The organism is Pseudomonas sp. B414 (assembly GCF_055408445.1).
This window is the reverse complement of record NZ_JBUZTQ010000001.1, coordinates 65,763-81,647: the sequence shown is the minus strand read 5'-3', so window position 1 is coordinate 81,647 and position 15,885 is coordinate 65,763. Positions and strand designations below refer to the sequence as shown.

At 59.8% G+C, this 15,885-nt stretch carries 14 protein-coding genes; 9 read left to right on the top strand and 5 right to left on the bottom strand.

Annotated features, from left to right (window positions below; all coding sequences use genetic code 11):
• Nucleotides 1-20: 20 nt before the first annotated feature.
• The 7 genes from bioB to ACZRMH_RS00335 all read left to right on the top strand — a co-directional run bounded on the left by bioB (nt 21) and on the right by ACZRMH_RS00335 (nt 8,737).
• Nucleotides 21-1,076, top strand: a complete 1,056-nt coding sequence (gene bioB, locus ACZRMH_RS00365; protein WP_464011647.1) for a biotin synthase BioB — start codon at nt 21-23, stop codon at nt 1,074-1,076.
• A 133-nt stretch (nt 1,077-1,209) separates the two neighbouring features.
• A complete protein-coding gene (gene bioF, locus ACZRMH_RS00360; protein ID WP_464011646.1) occupies nt 1,210-2,382 on the top strand; it encodes an 8-amino-7-oxononanoate synthase in 1,173 nt (390 codons plus the stop codon).
• The gene (locus ACZRMH_RS00355) at nt 2,375-3,106 is read left to right on the top strand and encodes an alpha/beta fold hydrolase (protein WP_464011645.1); all 732 of its coding nucleotides are present in this window, start codon (nt 2,375-2,377) and stop codon (nt 3,104-3,106) included. The genes bioF and ACZRMH_RS00355 overlap by 8 nt, the downstream gene beginning before the upstream one ends.
• Nucleotides 3,099-3,911, top strand: a complete 813-nt coding sequence (bioC, locus tag ACZRMH_RS00350; protein WP_464011644.1) for a malonyl-ACP O-methyltransferase BioC — start codon at nt 3,099-3,101, stop codon at nt 3,909-3,911. The genes ACZRMH_RS00355 and bioC overlap by 8 nt, the downstream gene beginning before the upstream one ends.
• Nucleotides 3,908-4,588, top strand: a complete 681-nt coding sequence (gene bioD / locus ACZRMH_RS00345; protein ID WP_464011643.1) for a dethiobiotin synthase — start codon at nt 3,908-3,910, stop codon at nt 4,586-4,588. The genes bioC and bioD overlap by 4 nt, the downstream gene beginning before the upstream one ends.
• A 284-nt stretch (nt 4,589-4,872) precedes the next feature.
• Nucleotides 4,873-6,678, top strand: a complete 1,806-nt coding sequence (locus ACZRMH_RS00340; RefSeq protein WP_464011642.1) for a phenylacyl-CoA dehydrogenase — start codon at nt 4,873-4,875, stop codon at nt 6,676-6,678.
• A 280-nt stretch (nt 6,679-6,958) separates the two neighbouring features.
• Nucleotides 6,959-8,737, top strand: coding sequence for an acyl-CoA dehydrogenase C-terminal domain-containing protein (locus ACZRMH_RS00335; RefSeq protein WP_464011641.1), 1,779 nt, complete (start codon nt 6,959-6,961; stop codon nt 8,735-8,737).
• Between the two features lie 256 nt (nt 8,738-8,993).
• On the opposite strand, the gene ACZRMH_RS00330 is transcribed toward ACZRMH_RS00335, so the two are convergent.
• Nucleotides 8,994-9,893: a LysR family transcriptional regulator gene (locus ACZRMH_RS00330; RefSeq protein WP_464011640.1), complete on the bottom strand. Its 900-nt coding sequence runs from the start codon at nt 9,891-9,893 to the stop codon at nt 8,994-8,996.
• 217 nt (nt 9,894-10,110) lie between these two features.
• Between ACZRMH_RS00330 and ACZRMH_RS00325 the strand changes: the two genes are divergently transcribed.
• Both ACZRMH_RS00325 and ACZRMH_RS00320 read left to right on the top strand, forming a co-directional pair.
• Nucleotides 10,111-11,394, top strand: a complete 1,284-nt coding sequence (locus tag ACZRMH_RS00325; protein ID WP_464011639.1) for an aspartate aminotransferase family protein — start codon at nt 10,111-10,113, stop codon at nt 11,392-11,394.
• A 209-nt stretch (nt 11,395-11,603) separates the two neighbouring features.
• Nucleotides 11,604-11,762, top strand: coding sequence for a YqaE/Pmp3 family membrane protein (locus tag ACZRMH_RS00320; protein ID WP_464011638.1), 159 nt, complete (start codon nt 11,604-11,606; stop codon nt 11,760-11,762).
• Between the two features lie 111 nt (nt 11,763-11,873).
• Here ACZRMH_RS00320 and ACZRMH_RS00315 read toward each other — a convergent pair whose 3' ends face one another.
• From ACZRMH_RS00315 to pqqC, 4 genes are read right to left on the bottom strand one after another with little or no spacing between them, the layout of a single operon-like run.
• The gene (locus ACZRMH_RS00315; protein WP_464011637.1) at nt 11,874-13,706 is read right to left on the bottom strand and encodes a S9 family peptidase; all 1,833 of its coding nucleotides are present in this window, start codon (nt 13,704-13,706) and stop codon (nt 11,874-11,876) included.
• Complete coding sequence (gene pqqE / locus ACZRMH_RS00310; protein ID WP_464011636.1) at nt 13,672-14,817, bottom strand: pyrroloquinoline quinone biosynthesis protein PqqE; 1,146 nt, start codon at nt 14,815-14,817, stop codon at nt 13,672-13,674. Before pqqE ends, ACZRMH_RS00315 begins: the two co-directional genes overlap by 35 nt.
• Nucleotides 14,810-15,085 carry a pyrroloquinoline quinone biosynthesis peptide chaperone PqqD gene (pqqD, locus tag ACZRMH_RS00305; protein ID WP_464011635.1) on the bottom strand — a complete coding sequence of 92 codons (276 nt, stop codon included), beginning with the start codon at nt 15,083-15,085 and terminating at the stop codon, nt 14,810-14,812. The genes pqqE and pqqD overlap by 8 nt, the downstream gene beginning before the upstream one ends.
• Entirely contained in the window at nt 15,082-15,834 is a 753-nt protein-coding gene (gene pqqC / locus ACZRMH_RS00300; RefSeq protein WP_464011634.1) for a pyrroloquinoline-quinone synthase PqqC, read from the bottom strand. The genes pqqD and pqqC overlap by 4 nt, the downstream gene beginning before the upstream one ends.
• Nucleotides 15,835-15,885: the final 51 nt, after the last annotated feature.

The following is a 15,885-nucleotide window of genomic DNA, read 5'->3' as shown; positions in this document are numbered from 1 at the left end:
CATAAACAAGAGAAACGCCGATGAGCGCCAGCAGCCTTGCCAAATTGCGACATGATTGGTCTTTAGCCGAAGTCCGGGCGATGTTTACCCAGCCTTTCAACGACCTGCTTTTCGAGGCGCAGACCGTTCACCGCAAGCATTTCAATGCCAACCGGGTCCAGGTTTCGACGCTGCTGTCGATCAAGACCGGCGCCTGCCCGGAAGATTGCAAATATTGTCCGCAGTCGGGCCACTACAACACCGGCCTGGCCAAAGAGAAGCTGATGCAGGTGCAGAAGGTGCTCGAAGAGGCACAACGGGCCAAGGATATCGGCGCTACCCGCTTTTGCATGGGCGCGGCCTGGAAGCATCCGTCAGCCAAAGACATGCCCTACGTGCTGGAAATGGTCAAAGGCGTGAAGGCCATGGGTCTGGAAACCTGCATGACCCTGGGCAAGCTGGATCAGGAGCAGACCGCTGCACTGGCCCATGCCGGGCTCGACTACTACAACCACAACCTCGATACCTCCCCAGAGTTCTACACCAGCATCATCACCACTCGTACCTACAGCGAGCGCCTGCAAACCCTGAGTTATGTGCGCGACAGCGGGATGAAGATCTGCTCCGGCGGCATTCTGGGCATGGGTGAGTCGCTGGATGACCGCGCCAACCTGCTGATCCAGTTGGCCAACCTGCCTGAGCATCCGGAATCGGTGCCGATCAACATGCTGGTGAAAGTGGCCGGTACGCCGATGGAAAACGCCGAAGATATCGACCCGTTCGACTTTATTCGCATGCTGGCGGTAGCGCGGATCATGATGCCGCACAGTCATGTACGGCTTTCGGCCGGGCGTGAGGCGATGAACGAGCAAATGCAGGCGCTGGCGTTTTTTGCCGGGGCCAACTCGATTTTCTACGGCGACAAACTGCTGACCACGGCCAACCCGCAGGCGGACAAAGACATGCAGTTGTTCAGTCGCCTGGGTATCTTGCCCGAGGCCCGTGAAGATCATGCTGACGAAGTGCATCAGGCGGTGATCGAGCATGCGCTGCGCGATCAGAAATCCAGCGAGCAGTTCTATAACGCTGCGGTTTAAACCTTTTCGCAATTCCCTTGTGGGCGCGGGCTTGCTCGCGATTGCAACACCGCGGTAGTTCAGATACACCGCGTCGTCTGCATCGCGAGCAAGCCCGCTGCCACAGGGGGGTGATGTTTTTATCGAGGCCAGCATGTCTTTTGATTTAAGCGCCCGTCTGGCCGTTCGCCGTGCCGATAATTTGTATCGCCAGCGCCCGCTGCTGCAGAGCCCGCAAGGGCCGCAGGTGGTGGTCGACGGCAAGCCGCTGCTCGCCTTCTGCAATAACGACTATCTGGGCCTGGCCAATCACCCGCAGGTGATCGAAGCCTGGCAGGCCGGCGCCTCGCGCTGGGGTGTAGGCGGTGGTGCGTCGCATCTGGTCATCGGCCACAGCACTCCCCATCACGAACTGGAAGAAGCCCTGGCCGAGTTCACCGGGCGTCCACGGGCGCTGCTGTTCAGCAATGGCTATATGGCCAATATCGGCGCGGTCACCGCCTTGGTGGGGCAGGGCGATACGGTGCTTGAAGACCGTCTCAACCATGCCTCGTTGCTGGATGCCGGCTTGCTCAGTGGCGCGCGTTTCAACCGCTACCTGCATAACGATGCGAGCAGTTTGGCCAAACGCCTGGAAAAGGCCTGCGGCAGTACCCTGGTGGTCACCGATGGCGTATTCAGCATGGACGGCGACCTGGCTGATCTGCCCGCGCTGGCCCGTGAAGCCAGGGCCAAAGGTGCCTGGCTGATGGTGGACGATGCCCACGGCTTCGGCCCTTTGGGCGCCAATGGCGGCGGGATTGTCGAGCACTTCGGTTTGAGCGCGGACGATGTGCCGGTTCTGGTGGGCACGCTGGGCAAGGCGTTCGGCACCAGCGGCGCATTTGTGGCGGGCAGCGAGGAGTTGATCGAAAGCCTGATCCAGTTCGCCCGGCCTTATATCTACACCACCAGTCAGCCGCCTGCGCTGGCCTGTGCAACGTTGAAAAGCCTTGAACTGCTGCGCACCGAGCACTGGCGCCGTGAGCACCTGAACACCCTGATCAGTCAGTTCCGTCGTGGCGCCGAGCAAATTGGCCTGCAACTGATGGACAGCTTTACTCCAATCCAGCCGATCATGATCGGTGACAGTGGCCAGGCCATCCGTTTGTCGCAGAGGCTGCGTGAGCGCGGCTTGCTGGTGACTGCGATCCGCCCGCCTACCGTGCCCGCAGGCAGCGCCCGCTTGCGAGTGACCCTGTCGGCCGCCCACACAGAGGCGCAGGTGCAGCTATTGTTAAGTGCACTCGACGACTGTTGGCGTACGTTGGAGCCTGCTCATGCGTGATCGTTTGATTTTACTGCCGGGCTGGGGCCTCGGGGTTTCTCCCCTGGAGCCGCTGGCCTTGGCATTGCGTGGCCTGGACGAACACCTGCGGGTCGAAATCGAACCGCTGCCGGTGCTGTTGTCCGCCGAGCTTGATGATTGGCTCGATGAGCTCGATTCGACCCTGCCCGACAACGTCTGGCTGGGTGGCTGGTCGCTGGGCGGGATGCTCGCCAGCGAACTGGCCGCCCGCCGCGGCGATCGTTGTTGCGGGCTGGTGACATTGGCCAGCAACCCCAGTTTTGTCAGTCGCGAGAACTGGCCGAGCGCCATGCCCGCGTCCACGTTCGAGCCGTTCCTCAGCGGCTTTCGCGATGCTCCCAACACTACCCTGAAACGCTTCTGCCTGCTGAGCAGCCAGGGCTCGCCTGAAGCCCGGGCACTGGCCGGCTTGCTGCTGGGTGGTGCGCCTAAAGCCCAGCCCGATACCCTGCTGGCCGGTCTGGAATTGCTGGGCAAACTGGATACGAGGGCTGCTTTGCAGGCTTTCAACGGTCCGCAATTGCATCTGTTTGCCGGGCTTGATGCCTTGGTGCCGGTGCAGGCGGCGAGTGATGTACTGGCGTTACTGCCCGATGTTGAAGTGGGTCTGATTGAACAGGCCTGTCATGCTTTTTTACTGGAAGCCCCCCACGAGCTGGCGGCGGCGATCCAGGATTTTTTACACGAGTCGGGCGATGAATGATTTGAGTGTTGCGCTGCTGGCGGCCAGTTTGCCGGACAAGCGCCAGGTGGCGGTTTCGTTTTCCCGTGCGGCGGCCAGTTATGACAGCGTCGCCGAGCTGCAACGGGCGGTGGGTCATGAATTGATTGCCCGGCTACCGGCTGGCCTTAGCCCCGAGCGCTGGCTGGACCTGGGCAGTGGCACGGGGTATTTCAGCCGCGTGCTGGGCGAGCATTTTGCTCATAGCCAGGGGCTGGCACTGGATATTGCCGAGGGCATGCTGGGCTACGCCCGGCCTTTGGGCGGTGCGCAGCATTTTATCGCTGGCGATGCCGAAAGCCTGCCGCTGCAATCGAACAGTTGCGACATGATTTTCTCCAGCCTGGCGCTGCAATGGTGTGCAGACTTTCGCGCCGTGCTAAGCGAAGCGCATCGCGTGCTCAAGCCCGGAGGGGTGCTGGCATTTGCCAGTTTGTGCGTAGGCACCTTGAGTGAGCTGCGTGACAGCTGGCGGGCGGTGGACGGGCAGGTGCACGTCAATCGATTCCGTGACTTCGAAACCTACCAGCAACTGTGCGCCGACAGTGGCCTGCAGGTAATCGGCGTGCATAAGCAGCCCCATGTGCTGCACTACCCGCAAGTTCGCCAGCTGACCCATGAGCTCAAAGCGCTGGGCGCGCACAACCTGAACCCCGGTCGCCCCGAAGGTTTGACCGGCAGGGCACGGCTTCAGGGGCTGATTGGCGCCTATGAGCAATTTCGTCAACCACAGGGGCTGCCAGCGACCTATCAAGTGGTCTACGGCATTCTGGAGAAAACGCGATGAGTCCTGCGTACTTCATTACCGGTACTGATACCGATGTGGGCAAAACCACAGTGGCTGCCGGCTTGCTCTATGCGGCCCGTGCCGCCGGGCTGAGTACGGTGGCAGGTAAACCAGTCGCCTCGGGCTGTGAAATCACCCCCCAGGGTTTACGCAATGCCGATGCGCTGGCCCTGATGGCCGAAAGCTCGGTCAAATTGGCTTATGACGAGGTAAACCCGGTTGCCTTCGAGCCAGCCATTGCCCCACATATTGCTGCCCGCGAAGCCGGGGTGGTGCTGACGGTGCATTCGCTGCTGGAGCCGATGCAGCACATTTTAGCCAAACAGGCGGACTTCACCCTGATAGAAGGTGCTGGCGGCTGGCGTGTGCCATTGTCAGGTCAAGACAGCCTGTCGGACCTGGCGCAAGCACTGGACCTGCCGGTGATTCTGGTGGTGGGGGTGCGTTTGGGCTGCATCAGCCATGCGTTGCTGACAGCCGAGGCGATTGCCCGGGATGGTCTGCAACTGGCGGGTTGGGTGGCGAACATCATTGGCCCGCAAACTTCACGTCTTGAAGAAAACCTCGCCACCCTGGCCGAACGCTTGCCCGCACCTTGCCTGGGACGGGTGCCAAAGCTCAAATCGGCGTCGGCGCAGTCCGTGGCTGAATACCTGCAGCTCGAGTTGCTGGACTGACTCCCTGCTTGCCCCTCTAACCCCTGTGGGAGAGGGCTTGCTCGCGATCGCATCACGACTTGCCTGAAATACCGCGCCGTCTGCATCGCGAGCAAGTCGAATCGTCGCACCGCCGCTCCCACAAATAAGTCATCCCTTGCCTATCAACCTGCCTAAGACGAACGGCGGCTTCGCGCTGCTTGACAATAAATAGGCGTAAACGTATGTTTCAAACACCTGTTTGACCGCTATAACAAATCCACGCGGTTGTTCATCCCCGGATTCATCAGCAGAGGTTTATCGCTATGCCTGACTACAAGGCCCCCTTGCGTGATATTCGCTTCGTTCGTGACGAACTGCTCGGTTACGAAGCGCATTATCAGAGCCTGCCGGCTTGCCAGGACGCTACTCCAGATATGGTTGACGCCATTCTTGAAGAAGGCGCCAAGTTTTGTGAGCAGGTGCTGGCACCTCTGAACCGTGTGGGTGACATTGAAGGCTGCACCTGGAGCGAGTCCGGGGTTAAAACGCCTACCGGTTTCAAAGAAGCCTACAAGCAATTCGTTGAAGGCGGCTGGCCGAGCCTGGCCCATGACGTGGAGCACGGTGGCCAAGGCCTGCCGGAGTCTCTGGGTCTGGCTGTCAGTGAAATGGTCGGCGCTGCCAACTGGTCATGGGGCATGTACCCTGGCCTGTCCCATGGCGCGATGAACACCATCTCCGAGCACGGTACTCCCGAGCAGCAAGAGACCTACCTGACCAAGCTGGTAACCGGCGAATGGACCGGCACCATGTGCCTGACCGAGTCGCACTGCGGTACTGACCTGGGCCTGCTGCGCACCAAGGCTGAACCTCAGGCTGACGGCTCCTATAAAATTTCCGGCACCAAGATCTTTATCTCGGCCGGTGAACACGACATGGCCGACAACATCGTCCATATCGTTCTGGCCCGCCTGCCGGATGCACCGGCTGGCACCAAAGGCATTTCGCTGTTTATCGTGCCCAAGTTCAAGGCTAACGCCGACGGCACCATCGGTGAGCGCAATGCTGTGTCCTGTGGCTCGCTTGAGCACAAAATGGGCATCCACGGCAACGCCACCTGCGTGATGAACTTCGACGGTGCTACAGGTTTCCTGATCGGCCCGCCGAACAAAGGCCTGAACTGCATGTTCACCTTTATGAACACCGCACGTCTGGGTACCGCATTGCAGGGCTTGTCCCACGCCGAAATCGGTTTCCAGGGCGGCCTGAAGTACGCTCGCGACCGTCTGCAAATGCGTTCGTTGACCGGCCCTAAAGCCCCTGAAAAGGCGGCTGACCCGATCATCGTTCACCCTGACGTACGCCGCATGCTGTTGACCATGAAGGCATTCGCCGAAGGCAACCGTGCGATGGTTTACTTCACTGCCAAGCAAGTCGACATCGTTAAATACGGCGTTGATGAAGAAGAGAAGAAGAAAGCCGACGCACTGCTGGCTTTCATGACTCCGATCGCTAAAGCGTTCATGACTGAAGTCGGTTTCGAATCCGCCAACCACGGCGTTCAAATCTACGGTGGCCACGGCTTTATCGCCGAGTGGGGCATGGAGCAGAACGTTCGCGACAGCCGCATTTCGATGCTGTACGAAGGCACCACCGGTATCCAGGCACTCGACCTGCTGGGCCGTAAAGTGCTGATGACCCAGGGCGAAGCGCTCAAGGGCTTTACCAAGATCGTGCACAAGTTCTGCCAGAGCAACGAAGGCAACGAGACGCTCAACGAGTTCGTCACGCCACTGGCTGCACTGAACAAGGAATGGGGCGAGCTGACCATGAAGGTCGGTATGGCAGCCATGAAAGACCGTGAAGAAGTGGGTGCGGCTTCGGTCGATTACCTGATGTATTCCGGTTATGCCTGCCTGGCGTACTTCTGGGCTGACATGGCCCGCCTGGCTGCTGAAAAGCTGGCAGCCGGTACTTCGGAAGAAGCCTTCTACAAAGCCAAGCTGCAGACGGCGCGCTTCTACTTCCAGCGCATCCTGCCGCGCACCCGCGCGCACGTTGCCACCATGCTGTCGGGCGCTGCCAACCTGATGGACATGAAAGAAGAAGACTTCGACCTGGGCTACTAAGCCTCGGCGGGTCACCTAAAAAGCCGCGTTCCCTTGGGGGCGCGGCTTTTTTGGTTTTAAGAATGTATTGGTCACTGTGGGAGCGGGCTTGCTCGCGATGCAGGCAACGGGGTGTTTCAGGATGACCGCAGTGATGCTATCGCGAGCAAGCCCGCTCCCACACAAGTTGAATATGACCATTATTTATGTGGTGGTCACAGCATGACCCTATGTATCGCTGTCGTCGTTAAGCTAGACTGAGTCCCACATTAATCGCCGTTTACAGATTACGAGGTTTGCCATGGCTGACTACAAAGCGCCCCTGCGCGATATGCGCTTCGTCCTCAATGAAGTGTTCGAGGTCGCTACACTTTGGGCGCAATTGCCTGCGTTGGCAGAGACCGTAGACGCTGAAACGGTTGAAGCCATTCTTGAAGAAGCGGGCAAGGTCACCGCTAAAAGCATCGCCCCGCTGAGCCGTAGCGGCGATGAAGAAGGTTGCCACTGGGACAATGGCGCAGTGACCACTCCGGCCGGTTTCGTCGATGCTTACCGCACCTACGCTGAAGGCGGATGGGTCGGCGTGGGCGGTGACCCGCAGTTCGGCGGCATGGGCATGCCCAAGGCAGTGTCGGCCCAGGTCGAAGAAATGATCAACTCCTCGAGCCTGTCCTTCGGTCTGTATCCGATGCTGACGGCCGGGGCTTGTGTATCGATCAACGCTCACGCCAGCGATGAACTTAAAGCCACTTACCTGCCGAATATGTACTCCGGCGTGTGGGCCGGTTCCATGTGTCTGACCGAGCCCCATGCCGGTACGGACCTGGGGATTATTCGCACCAAGGCCGAGCCTCAGGCAGATGGCTCCTACAAAGTCAGCGGTACCAAGATCTTTATCACCGGTGGCGAGCACGACCTGACCGAGAACATTATCCACCTGGTGCTGGCCAAACTGCCGGATGCGCCTGCGGGGCCTAAAGGCATCTCGCTGTTTCTGGTGCCCAAGTTCATGGTCAATGCCGATGGCAGTCTGGGTGATCGCAACCCGGTGACCTGCGGCTCCATTGAACACAAAATGGGTATCCAGGCTTCGGCCACCTGCGTGATGAACTTCGACGAGGCGGTCGGTTATCTGGTGGGCGAACCCAACCGTGGCCTGGCCGCGATGTTCACCATGATGAACTACGAGCGTCTGGGCGTCGGCATTCAGGGCTTGGCCTCGGGTGAGCGTTCGTACCAGAACGCCGTGGAATATGCCCGCGACCGTCTGCAAGGGCGCGCTGCAACCGGCCCGCAGGCCAAGGACAAAGTGGCCGACCCGATCATCGTCCACGCCGATGTGCGGCGCATGCTGTTGACCATGAAGGCATCGAACGAAGGCGGGCGTGCTTTTTCGACCTACGTGGCCAACCAGCTGGATATCGCCAAGTTCAGCGAAGACCCGGCGGCCCGTGAGCGTGCCGATGGTCTGGTGGCCTTGCTGACCCCGGTGGCTAAAGCCTTCCTGACCGATCTGGGTCTGGAAACTACCGTGCATGGCCAGCAGGTGTTCGGCGGCCATGGCTATATTCGTGAGTGGGGCCAGGAGCAACTGGTGCGCGATGTGCGCATCACCCAGATCTATGAAGGCACCAACGGTATCCAGGCGCTGGATCTGGTGGGGCGCAAGATCGTGGGCAACCAGGGTGCTTACTACCGTCAGTTCGCCGACGAGATCCGTCAGTTTATCGCCTCGGCAAACAGCGACCTGAACGAGTTCACCCAGCCATTGGCTGCGGCATTGGACACACTTGACCAGTTGACAGCCTGGGTACTGGATCGCTCGCAAAATAACCCAAACGAGATCGGTGCCGCTTCTGTCGAGTACCTTCAGGTTTTTGGTTACACAACGTATGCGTATATGTGGGCACTGATGGCGAGGGCTGCGTTTGGCAAAGAAGCCGACGAAGCTTTCTATGCCAGCAAACTGGGGACTGCGCGCTTCTACTTCGCCCGTTTGCTGCCACGTATCCACTCGTTGAGCGCTTCGGTGAAGGCGGGCAGCGAGTCGCTTTATCTGTTGGATGAAGCACATTTTTAAAGTGTTTAGTACGTTGTAAGCATTTGCTTACATTACGTGCTGCCAATTGCCCATATCGGCAGATTGGATCCAGAGGTAATCTACTTTCCATGGACGTAGAGCAGGAAGCTCAAAGCAACAACAGGGACACGTAGGATTCTGCCAGGATGGCGGAGTGAAAAGGATGTCAGGGAAACAGTCTGCAAAACCCCGCCTCGGCGGGGTTTTCTTTTTTGTGCGTCTGAATTTTACGATGTTCCTGTTTCTGCTCCCACATTTACAGCGCTGTATCCTGTGGATGCATCACATCCTCCAGCAGCGTACGCAACAAGGCCAATGTGGCTTGCTGACGCTGCACATCGCGACAGACCAACCCCACTTTTAGCGGCACCCTCGGCTCACTCAGCGGTTTCCACAGCAACGCCTTGTCGTCGTGCTGGTGACGTGAGCGCCCCGGCAACACGGTGGCCAGCTTGCTGTGGGGCAGGCTGTCGAGTATCCCGGCCATGGTGTTCAGCTCGGCCTGCACCTGGGGTCGACGGCCCAGGTTGGCAAGCTGGGTTTGCCAGATCTGGCGCACCTGAAACTCTTCCCCCAACAGCAACATCGGCAGCTCTGCGGCCTGACTCAGGGACACTTTCTTGAATTCGCGCAACGGATGATCTGCCGGGATGACCAGTTGCAGTTCGTCTTCGTACAGCATCATGCCGTGCAACCCCGGCTGGCGCGGTGGCAGATAGCTGATGCCGATATCCAGCGAGCCATTGAGCAGGCGTCGCTCGATTTCGATGCCGGTCAGTTCGTAAATCTGTACCACCAGATGAGGCTGGGCCTGACGCACCCGCTCAAGCATTTGTGGTACCAGGCTGGTGTGCACGGTCTGCAATACCCCAATGGCAATGGTGCGCAGCGCCTGGCCCTGAAAGTTGTGCAGGGCCTCTTTGGCCCGCTGCAAACCGTCGAGCAGTGGCAGTGCATGGTTATACAGGGTGTGCGCCGCCAAGGTAGGCAGCAGGCGTTTGCTGCTGCGCTCGAAAAGGCTGACATCGAGGTTGTGCTCGAGCTGACGAATCTGCTGCGACAGGGCTGGTTGCGAGATGGAAAGGCGTTCGGCAGCACGGCCCACATGGCCTTCTTCATAGACCGCGACGAAATAACGCAGCTGCTTGAAATCCATAAGTAATACTTATCGAAAATGCTTAAAAAACGAAATGGCTCAATAGCCCGCAGGCGCCTAGTCTACGCCCATTCCACCAGGCTCATCGAGCCATAGATGCTGATCTGCAGCGGCGTTTTACATAGGCAAGGCAATAAACCCAACAAGAGGTTTACCTTCTATATAAACAGCCGGGGCTTGCAAATCGAATCTGTATAGGGTCACAAGGTCCGCGTGCATGAACCTGTTTAATCTGCGTCGTCATTCCCCCAGCCTAGAAGAGATGGCTGCGCACTCTGCGCCGTCCAAGGCTGGCAACCACCCGTCGCGTGATTACCTGATGCCCTGTGTCGAGCGCGCAGCCCAAGTGTTTGTACGCGGGCAGGGGTCGTGGATGTGGGACAGCGACAGCCGTGCCTATCTGGATTTTACCCAGGGCGGGGCAGCCAACAGCCTGGGTCATAGTCCGGCGGTGCTGGTCAAGGCAATGACCGGGCAGGCGCAATCTTTGATGAACCCAGGCGCAGGCTTTTTAAACCGCGCCATGCTGGATCTGGCCCAGCGCTTGTGTGAAAGCACCGGCAGCGATCAGGTGCATTTGCTCAATACCGGTGCTGAGGCTAACGAAGGCGCGATCAAGCTGGCGCGCAAATGGGGCCAGCTGCATCGTGGTGGCGCGCACCGGATTATCACGGCCAGCCACAGCTGCCATGGTCGCAGCTTTGGCGCCATGTCGGCCTCGGGCGGAGCTATCCTGGATAACCGCTTCGAACCGCAGTTGCCTGGGTTTATCAATGTACCGTTTAACGATTTGCCCGCGCTGCATGCGGCCGTTGATGCACAGACCGTGGCTATTATGCTGGAGCCGGTGCAAAGCGAAGCTGGGGTGATCCCGGCGACCGAGCATTACCTCAAGGGTGTTGAGCGGTTGTGTCGTGAGCTGGGGATTTTGCTGATCCTGGATGAAGTCCAGACTGGCATGGGTCGTTGTGGCACCTTGCTGGCAGAACAGAATTACGGCATTCGCGCCGATATCATCACCCTGGGCAAGGGCCTGGGAGGTGGTGTGCCACTGGCTGCGTTGCTGGCTCGGGGCAAGGCTTGTTGCCTGGAGCCCGGCGAGCTGGGTGGCACCCACCATGGCAATGCCTTGATGAGCGCAGCGGGGCTGGCGGTGCTCGATACGCTACTGGAAAAAGGCTTTCTGCAACAGGTTTGCGACGCGGGGCAACATCTGCGCGAGGGCCTGGGCCGCTTGGCGAATAGTTATGCACAGGGTGAATTGCGTGGGCATGGGCTGCTGTGGGGGCTGACCTTGTCGGATGATTCGGCAGATGCGGTGGTCAAGGCGGCGCTGTACGAGGGTTTGTTGATTAGCGCCCCGCAGCCTGATTGCCTGCGCTTTACCCCGGCACTGTGCGTGAGCAAGGGCAATATCGATGAAATGCTGCTGCGTCTGGCGCGGGCCTTTGCCCGGGTTAGAACGGCGCAATTGCAGTGCCGTCGCGGTGTTGCCGTCTGATTGCCGATAGCTCCCACAGTTGTTGTGCTGTGTAGTACACAGAATTTAAAGAACCGTCTCGCGGTATAACGCATCGCCCTGTGCCTGATTCCTTCGGCACGGGGCGTTTTTTTTGGCTGTGGATAAGTCTGACTGAACCTTTGCGTCGTGCCCGCAGTCGATTAAGGGTAGGGCCGGATCAGGCCCACCATCGATTGGGAGCTGCGCATATGGATCTTGTAAAAATCATCTTCGCCATTCTGCTTCCGCCGCTGGGCGTGTTTATGCAGGTAGGTTTTGCCGGGGCATTCTGGCTGAATATTCTGCTGACCCTGTGCGGTTATATTCCGGGGATCGTGCACGCGGTGTGGATTATCGCCAAGCGTTAAACTGGCAAGGGATATAGATCTGTAGTCGCTGCCGCAGGCTGCGATCAGGGCCGAAGGCCCTGCTCATTCAACCTTGGGGTACCGTTCGCAGCCTTCGGCAGCGACTACACGTTATGCATTAGCCTGCATCACCTGGCTGTAAAACAACCATTCCTGTTCCAGCGCATGTGCCTGGTTACTGGCCTTGCGAAAGCCGTGGCGTTCGTCCGGGTAGTAATGGGCCTGGGCCGGGATGCCGTTGTCCTGCAGCGCCTGGAGCATGTCGCGGGTTTGCTGCGGCATGACTACGGCGTCGAGTTCGCCCTGGAAGAAAATTACCGGCACGCTGATCTGGTTGGCGTATAGCAACGGGGTGCGTGCCGCATAGCGTTCAGCATCCTGTACGGGGTCGCCTATCAGCCAGTCCAGGTAATCGCCTTCAAACTTGTGGGTAGACCGCGTCAGCGCAATCGGGTCGCTGACTCCGTACAGGCTGGCCCCCGCCCGGAACACCTTGTGGAACGCCAGCGCGCACAAGGTGGTGTACCCCCCCGCACTGCCGCCGCGAATAAACGCATGGTCCGGATCGATCAGCCCTTGCCCGGCGAGATAACTGACCACCGCGCAGGCGTCTTCGACATCCACCACGCCCCAATTCAGATGCAAGGCCTGACGATACTCACGGCCATAACCGGTGCTGCCGCGATAGTTGAGGTCGGCCACGGCAAAGCCGCGCTGGGTCCAGTACTGGATGCGCGGGTCGAGCATCGGGTAGCAGGCCGAAGTCGGGCCGCCGTGGATAAACACCACCAATGGCGGTTTGCTCTCGCTGTTCATCGACGGGTAGAAAAAGCCGTGAGCGTGGTCGCTGCCAGAAGGGTAGCGCAGGGTCTGTGGACGGCTGATACGTTCGGGCGGCAAGGGCGCAACACCACCGGCCAGTACCCCAACCTGGTGGTCGGTGCGGCCAATGCGGATCACTGCCGAAGGGCTTACGGGCGACGAGGCGATGCAATAGATATACCCATCATCCAGCGCCAGGCTGCGAAAATGGCTGTAGTCGCCAGTGAAGTCTTCCAGGCTGCCGTCAGCCGTGCGGATGCCCAGGCGGCCGAAACCGCCTTCGCTCCAGGTAGCCAAATAAGATTGCTCACCCAGCGGCAGCCAGGTGCTGGTGCCCAGTTGCCAAGGTGCCGGGGCGTGATCGGCGCGCGCGCAGGGTGCGGGCACCAGGCCTTCGCCGGATTCGGCCCAAGGCTGCCAGAACCCGGCACGGTCGGTCAGGCAATGCAGGCGGTTGTTTTCGTCGAAACGCGGCTGTTGCAGCGATTCTTGGGCAAGGTCGCCCGCCAGGCATTGCGCGGCATTCCAGCGCCCTGCAGTTTGGCCTTCGGCCAGCATCAGGCGGGTGGAGGTCCAGGGCTGGTGCGGGCGGCTCCATTCAACCCAGGCCAGGCGTTGGCCGTCAGGGCTGAGGCTGGGCGCACCATAGAAATCGGCACCTTCGGCCAATACCTGGCGTTCAAGGCTGCTTAAGTCGATGCTGACCAGTCGATGCTGATCGATGTTTTCTTCGACGGCCAGCACCTGCCCGCCGGCAAACTGCACGCCGCCGTAGCGGCAAGTGCCCTGGGTCAGCGCCTGCGCAGCTGTGCCGTCCAAGGGTTGCAGGTACAACTGCTGATCGGCTTCGTTGACGAACACCACGGCGTCATCGCTCAGGCAAAACCCGCCACCGCCGTACTCGTATACCCGGCTGCGTGCGCTGAAACCGGCGGGTGTCAGGCAGTGAGCCTGGCCATTGCGCCAGTGCCAGATGCGTGAGGCCGCATCCTGTGGGCGGTACTCATTCCAGAACAGGCCCTGTGTCCCGACGCGCAGCTCTGCGAAATCGACCCCGGCGGCAACGGCGAGTGCGGCGCTGAAGGGTTCAGCTTTTGGCGATAAGACGTGAGTTTCGTTCATTTCGGAAGGCCAATTGTTCAATGGTCTGGGTGGCGTGCTCGGCTTCTTCGCGCGCCTTGAGAATCAGGTCGTGTTGTGGCGATTTACTGCACACCGGGTCGGCATTGCTGGCGTCCCCGGTGAGCATAAAGGCCTGGCAACGGCAGCCGCCGAAGTCCTTTTCTTTCTCGTCGCACGAGCGGCAAGGCTCGGGCATCCAGTCATAACCGCGAAAACGGTTGAAGCCAAACGAGTCATACCAGATGTGCTGCATGCTGTGGTCGCGCACATTGGGAAACTCGACCGGCATTTGCCGGGCACCATGACACGGCAGGGCCGTGCCGTCAGGTGTTACGGTCAAAAAGATGCTGCCCCAGCCGTTCATGCAGGCCTTGGGGCGCTCTTCGTAATAGTCCGGGGTGACGAAAATCAGCTTGCAGGGATGGCCTTCGGCCTCCAGCTTGGCCCGGTACTCATTGGTAATGCGCTCGGCGCGGACCAGTTGCTCTTTGGTCGGCAGCAGGCCGACGCGGTTGAGCTGGGCCCAGCCGTAGAACTGGCAGGTGGCAAGCTCTACAAAGTCGGCCTCAAGGGCGATGCACAGCTCGATGATGCGGTCGATCTTGTCGATATTGTGCCGATGGGTGACGAAATTCAGCACCATCGGGTAGCCGTGAGCTTTGACCGCTCGGGCCATCTCGAGTTTTTGCGCGAAGGCCTTTTTCGAGCCGGCCAGCAGGTTGTTCACTTGCTCGTCACTGGCCTGGAAGCTGATCTGGATATGGTCCAGCCCGGCTTTTTTGAAGTCGCTGATCTTTTGCTCGGTCAGGCCGATGCCCGAGGTGATCAGGTTGGTGTAAAAGCCCAGTTTGCGGGCCTCGCCGATCAGTTCGGACAAATCCTGACGCACCAGCGGCTCGCCACCGGAGAAGCCTAGCTGCGCGGCGCCCATTTCCCGCGCTTCGCGAAACACCTTGATCCATTGCTCGGTGCTCAGCTCTTTACCCTGTTGGGCGAAGTCCAGCGGGTTGGAGCAATAGGGGCATTGCAGCGGGCAGCGATAGGTCAACTCGGCCAACAGCCAGAGCGGCAAGCCGACTTCTGGTTTGGGCGGGATACGGCTATCAGGCAAGTTCGATCCAGTGCTCTGCACGAGCGACCTCCATAAATTGCTCGATGTCTGCGCCGAGCTCGGGTACGCCGGGGAACTGTTGGTCCAGTTCACCAATAATGGCCGCGACATCGCGCTGGCCATCGATAAGGCCGCCAATCAGCGCGGCGCTGTCATTGAGTTTGATCATGCCTTCGGGGTACAGCAGCACATGGCCTTTTTGCGCCGGTTCGTACTGAAAGCGATAGCCGGTACGCCAGCTCGGGATTTTGCTGCGATCGAAGCTCATAGGGTGATTCCTTTATGCCAGACGCGTTCGCTGGTCACGCTGTGATAAGGCGGGCGGTCCAGCTCGTAGGCCATGGTCATGGCGTCGAGCATGCTCCAGAGAATGTCGAGCTTGAACTGCAGGATCTCCAGCATGCGTTGCTGGCCTTCATAGGTAGTGTAGTGCTGCAGGGTGATTGCCAGCCCGTGTTCCACGTCGCGTCGGGCCTGGCCCAGGCGGGTGCGGAAGTATTCGTAGCCGGCCGGGTCGATCCAGGGGTAATGCTGGGGCCAGCTGTCGAGGCGGGACTGGTGGATTTGCGGCGCGAACATTTCGGTCAGCGAACTGCTGGCGGCCTCTTCCCAACTGGCGCGGCGGGCGAAGTTGACGTAGGCGTCTACGGCGAAACGTACGCCGGGCAGGACCAGTTCCTGGGAACGCATCTGGTCCGGATCCAGGCCGACTGCCTGACCCAGGCGTAGCCAGGCTTCGATGCCGCCGTCTTCGCCGGGGGCGCCGTCGTGGTCGATCATGCGTTGAATCCACTCGCGGCGTACTTCGCGATCCGGGCAGTTGGCGAGGATGGCGGCGTCTTTAAGCGGGATATTGACCTGGTAGTAGTAGCGGTTGGCGACCCAGCCCTGAATCTGCTCGCGGGTCGCACGGCCTTCGTACATGGCTACCTGGTAAGGGTGGTAGATGTGGTAGTAGGCGCCTTTGGCACGCAGGGCGGCCTCGAATTCGGCGGTGGAGAGTGGGGCTTGGGTCATCGGGTGCCTCCGCAAGAGTTGTTCTTGTAGTCGCTGCCGCAGGCTGCGATG

Coding starts and splice junctions, on each gene's coding strand:
- bioB (WP_464011647.1), top strand. CDS start 21: ATGAGCGCCAGCAGCCTTGCCAAATTGCGACATGATTGGTCTTTAGCC.
- bioF (WP_464011646.1), top strand. CDS start 1,210: ATGTCTTTTGATTTAAGCGCCCGTCTGGCCGTTCGCCGTGCCGATAAT.
- ACZRMH_RS00355 (WP_464011645.1), top strand. CDS start 2,375: ATGCGTGATCGTTTGATTTTACTGCCGGGCTGGGGCCTCGGGGTTTCT.
- bioC (WP_464011644.1), top strand. CDS start 3,099: ATGAATGATTTGAGTGTTGCGCTGCTGGCGGCCAGTTTGCCGGACAAG.
- bioD (WP_464011643.1), top strand. CDS start 3,908: ATGAGTCCTGCGTACTTCATTACCGGTACTGATACCGATGTGGGCAAA.
- ACZRMH_RS00340 (WP_464011642.1), top strand. CDS start 4,873: ATGCCTGACTACAAGGCCCCCTTGCGTGATATTCGCTTCGTTCGTGAC.
- ACZRMH_RS00335 (WP_464011641.1), top strand. CDS start 6,959: ATGGCTGACTACAAAGCGCCCCTGCGCGATATGCGCTTCGTCCTCAAT.
- ACZRMH_RS00330 (WP_464011640.1), bottom strand. CDS start 9,893: ATGGATTTCAAGCAGCTGCGTTATTTCGTCGCGGTCTATGAAGAAGGC.
- ACZRMH_RS00325 (WP_464011639.1), top strand. CDS start 10,111: ATGAACCTGTTTAATCTGCGTCGTCATTCCCCCAGCCTAGAAGAGATG.
- ACZRMH_RS00320 (WP_464011638.1), top strand. CDS start 11,604: ATGGATCTTGTAAAAATCATCTTCGCCATTCTGCTTCCGCCGCTGGGC.
- ACZRMH_RS00315 (WP_464011637.1), bottom strand. CDS start 13,706: ATGAACGAAACTCACGTCTTATCGCCAAAAGCTGAACCCTTCAGCGCC.
- pqqD (WP_464011635.1), bottom strand. CDS start 15,085: ATGAGCTTCGATCGCAGCAAAATCCCGAGCTGGCGTACCGGCTATCGC.
- pqqC (WP_464011634.1), bottom strand. CDS start 15,834: ATGACCCAAGCCCCACTCTCCACCGCCGAATTCGAGGCCGCCCTGCGT.